4 protein-coding genes are annotated in these 3,851 nt (G+C 62.0%); all 4 read right to left on the reverse strand.

From position 1 onward, the window contains the following. Positions 1-4: 4 nt before the first annotated feature. A complete protein-coding gene (dtd, locus tag ACRESJ_RS04090; protein WP_427581047.1) occupies positions 5-442 on the reverse strand; it encodes a D-aminoacyl-tRNA deacylase in 438 nt (145 codons plus the stop codon). Next, positions 439-1,410 carry a prolyl aminopeptidase gene (pip, locus tag ACRESJ_RS04095; protein ID WP_431756768.1) on the reverse strand — a complete coding sequence of 324 codons (972 nt, stop codon included), beginning with the start codon at positions 1,408-1,410 and terminating at the stop codon, positions 439-441. Before pip ends, dtd begins: the two co-directional genes overlap by 4 nt. Before the next feature lie 355 nt (positions 1,411-1,765). Next, positions 1,766-2,569 (reverse strand): N-formylglutamate deformylase, encoded by an 804-nt coding sequence (hutG, locus tag ACRESJ_RS04100; protein ID WP_431756769.1) that lies wholly within the window; start codon positions 2,567-2,569, stop codon positions 1,766-1,768. A gap of 10 nt (positions 2,570-2,579) precedes the next feature. Next, positions 2,580-3,785: an imidazolonepropionase gene (gene hutI, locus ACRESJ_RS04105; protein ID WP_431756770.1), complete on the reverse strand. Its 1,206-nt coding sequence runs from the start codon at positions 3,783-3,785 to the stop codon at positions 2,580-2,582. Positions 3,786-3,851 lie beyond the last annotated feature (66 nt).

Raw genomic sequence — 3,851 nt, forward strand, 5'->3', positions numbered from 1 at the left:
GCTTTCAGGTCTGTAACAGGAAGGTTACCGGGCCATCATTGACCAGATGCACCTGCATATCCGCGCCGAATCTACCTGATGCCACAGTGCCATGCACCTGTTTCGCTTTGCTTAATAGATAGTCGAAAAGTTCCTCGCCCAGGGCCGGAGGGGCCGCGGTCGAGAAACTCGGGCGCAACCCGCTCTTGGTGTCGGCGGCCAGGGTGAACTGCGAGACCAGCAGCAACCCGCCGCCCACGTCCGCCAAGGACAGATTCATCTTGCCCTCGGCGTCGCTGAACACCCGATAGTTAAGCAGCTTATTGAGAAGTTTGTCGGCGCTGGCCCGCGTGTCGTCGGGCTCGACGGCAACCAGTACCAGCAAACCCTGGTCGATCGCCCCCACCACCTCCCCCGCTACCTCGACTCGCGCGCCACGCACGCGCTGCAGCAGGCCCTTCATGCTTCTTCAGGAGCCAGGTCGAGCAGGCGGCGAGCCATCTTGTCGGCAGCACGCACCAAGGCATCGGTAATTCCCGATTCTGCGGCGGCATGACCGGCGTCGCGGATGATTTGCAGCTCGCTGTTCGGCCAGGCCTGGTGCAGTTCCCAGGCGTTGTCCAACGGACAGATCACGTCATAACGACCATGGATGATCACGCCGGGCAAATGGGCGATCTTGCCCATGTCGCGGATCAACTGGTTAGGTTCGAGGAAGCCGTTGTTGGTGAAGTAGTGGCACTCGATGCGGGCAATGGACAGCGCGCGCTGAGGCTCGGAGAAGCGATCGACCACCAGAGGGTTCGGACGCAGTGTCGCGGTGCGGCCCTCCCAGGTGGACCAGGCCTTGGCGGCATGCATTTGGGCGATCTGGTCGTTGCCGGTCAGGCGCCTGTGGAACGCGCCAAGCAAGTCGCCGCGCTCGTCCTGCGGGATCGGCGCGATGTAGTCCTGCCAGTAATCGGGGAACAGACGGCTGGCGCCAGCCTGATAGAACCATTCGATTTCCTGTGGCCGGCAGAGAAAGATCCCGCGAACGATCAAACCATGCACGCGCTCCGGGTGAGTTTGCGCGTAGGCCAGCGCCAGGGTCGAACCCCAGGAACCGCCGAACAGTACCCACTTGTCGATGCCAAGGTGCTGGCGGATTTTCTCGAGGTCGGCGACCAGATCCCAGGTGGTGTTGTTTTCCAGGCTGGCATGGGGCGTGGAACGACCGCAGCCACGCTGGTCGAAGGTGACGATGCGATACAGGTTTGGATCGAAGTAGCAACGGCTCGCCGCATCACACCCGGCGCCGGGACCACCATGAATGAACACTACCGGCAAACCTTGCGGTGAACCGCTTTCGTCGACATACAACGTGTGGGTTTCGTCGACGGCCAGATCGTGCCGGGCGTAGGGTTTGATCTGCGGGTACAAAGTCTGCATTGCGCACTCCGTAAGGGGTCGAGGTCATCCCTGGGGGGACTTCTATTATTCTGCCGTGGGGCATCATAAACCCGAATTACGTCAATGAGCATGTGCTTGGCGGGAGAGTTTCTTCTGTTGGGTGCTTGAGCGCAGCGCCCTACAGGGCTTCAACATCCAGAGGCAGTGACTGCTGCGCAGTCATTCGCGGGCAAGCCTCGCTCCTACAGGGATTACGCTGAACCCGTTACAGATCGTTCCCACGCTCTGCGTGGGAACGCCTCAACGGACGCTCTGTGTTCGGCTTCAAAGGGACGCGGAGCGTCCCGGGCTGCATTCCCACGCGGAGCGTGGGAACGATCAGAGAACGGGGGGGTTAGGCGCCGTAGCGCTTCTGGCCCCAGGCGAGCAAGCCTTGCAGCAACTCTTTCAATACCACCCGCGTCGGCTCGGCCAGATCCGCCCGATAGCGGAACGGCTCGAACTCTTCCATATAAGTGCACTGGCCCAGTTCCAGTTGCACGGCATGGATGTTCTCGGCCGGGTTGCCGTAATGGCGGGTGATGTGGCCGCCCTTGAAACGCCCGTTCAGCACATGGCTGTAGGCCGGATGTTCGGCGCAGATCGCTTCCAACTGCGACGCCAACTGCGGATCACAACTGGCGCCATTGAAGGTGCCGAGGTTGAAGTCCGGCAGCTTGCCGTCGAACAGGTGCGGGATGATCGAGCGGATCGAGTGGGCGTCGAACAGCAGCGCATAGCCGAACTCGGCTTTGAGGCGCGCCAGCTCCTGCTGCAAGGTGCTGTGGTAAGGCGTCCAGATCTGCTCCAGATAAGTTGCGCGTTCATCTTTCGAAGGCTCCTGCCCTTCCTTGAACAAAGGAATGCCATCGAACAGCGTCGCCGGGTACAGCCCGGTGGTCGCGCCGACATACAACGGCTTGTCGTCGGATGGCCGGTTCAGGTCGATGACGAACCGCGAGTACTCGGCAGCCAGGGTGCTGGCGCCCAGCTCTGCGGCGAAATCGTACAGCTGCGGGATGTGCCAGTCGGTGTCCGGCAGGCTTTTCGCGTCAGGGATCAGCCCGGCTTCGACCGTCGGGGTCAGGCGTGTACCGGCGTGGGGCATGCTGATCAGCAGCGGTACGCGGCCTTGTTTGAAGTTCAGAACCTTATCCACAACAGATCTCCTACAGACTCGTTTCGACGCCGTGGCGCACGACGCGTTTTTCCAGTTCACCGCCCAACCAGTAAGACAGGTCGGCCGGACGATCGATTTGCCAGGCGACGAAATCGGCAACCTTGCCAGCTTCGATCGAACCATGGGTGTGGGCCATGCCCAGCGCGGTGGCGGCATGAATGGTCGCGCCAGCCAGGGCTTCTTCCGGGGTCATGCGGAAACAGGTGCAGGCCATGTTCAACATCAGTCGCAACGACAGCCCCGGCGAGGTGCCCGGGTTGAGGTCGCTGGCGATGGCGATTTTCACGCCGTGCTTGCGCAGGGCTTCCATCGGCGGCAGTTGGGTTTCGCGCAGGAAGTAGAACGCGCCGGGCAACAGCACCGCGACCGTGCCGGACTTGGCCATGGCGATCGCGTCTTCTTCGTCCATGAACTCCAGATGATCGGCGGACAGGGCGTGGTAACGCGCCGCCAGGCTCGAACCGTGCAGCGAAGACAATTGCTCGGCGTGCAGCTTGACCGGCAGACCGAGTTTTTGAGCAGTGATAAATACTCGCTCGACCTGCGCGGGCGAAAACGCCAGGTATTCGCAGAACGCGTCGACAGCATCCACCAACCCTTCAGCGGCCAGGGCCGGGAGCATTTCGGCGCAGATGTGATCGATGTAGTCGTCGGCGCGATCCTTGTATTCCGGTGGCAAGGCGTGGGCGGCCAGGCAGGTGGTGCGGATGCTGATCGGCAGTTCGGCGCCGAGGCGACGGGCAACGCGCAGCATCTTGCCTTCGTTAAGCAGATCGAGGCCGTAGCCGGACTTGATTTCGACGCTGGTGACTCCGTCGCGCATCAGGCTTTTCAGGCGCTTTGCGGCGCTGGTGAACAGTTGCTCTTCGCTGGCGGCGCGGGTGGCGCGCACGGTGCTGGCGATGCCGCCACCGCTGGCGGCGATTTCTGCGTAGCTGACGCCTTGCAGACGCTTTTCGAATTCATCGCTGCGGTTACCGCCGAACACCGTGTGGGTGTGGCAGTCGATCAGACCCGGCGTGACCCAGGCCCCGTTCAAGTCGTTGACGGCCGGGTATTCGCCCGCCGGCAGTTCAGCGCGGGGGCCGACCCACTCAATGAGCGCACCGGACGTCACGATGGCCACGTCCTCGATGATCGAGTAGACGCCTTGCGCCATGGTTGCGACGTGGCAGTGTTGCCAGAGGGTTTTCATCCCAAATCCTCGTTTTGTGATCGTTCCCACGCTCTGCGTGGGAATGCCTCAAGGGACGCTCCGCGT

This window comes from Pseudomonas sp. (assembly GCF_050739655.1).
Lineage (GTDB): Bacteria > Pseudomonadota > Gammaproteobacteria > Pseudomonadales > Pseudomonadaceae > Aquipseudomonas.

What these genes read in the sequence shown, in the direction of transcription:
- dtd (WP_427581047.1), bottom strand. Translation starts at nt 442, where the DNA reads ATGAAGGGCCTGCTGCAGCGCGTGCGTGGCGCGCGAGTCGAGGTAGCG.
- pip (WP_431756768.1), bottom strand. Translation starts at nt 1,410, where the DNA reads ATGCAGACTTTGTACCCGCAGATCAAACCCTACGCCCGGCACGATCTG.
- hutI (WP_431756770.1), bottom strand. Translation starts at nt 3,785, where the DNA reads ATGAAAACCCTCTGGCAACACTGCCACGTCGCAACCATGGCGCAAGGC.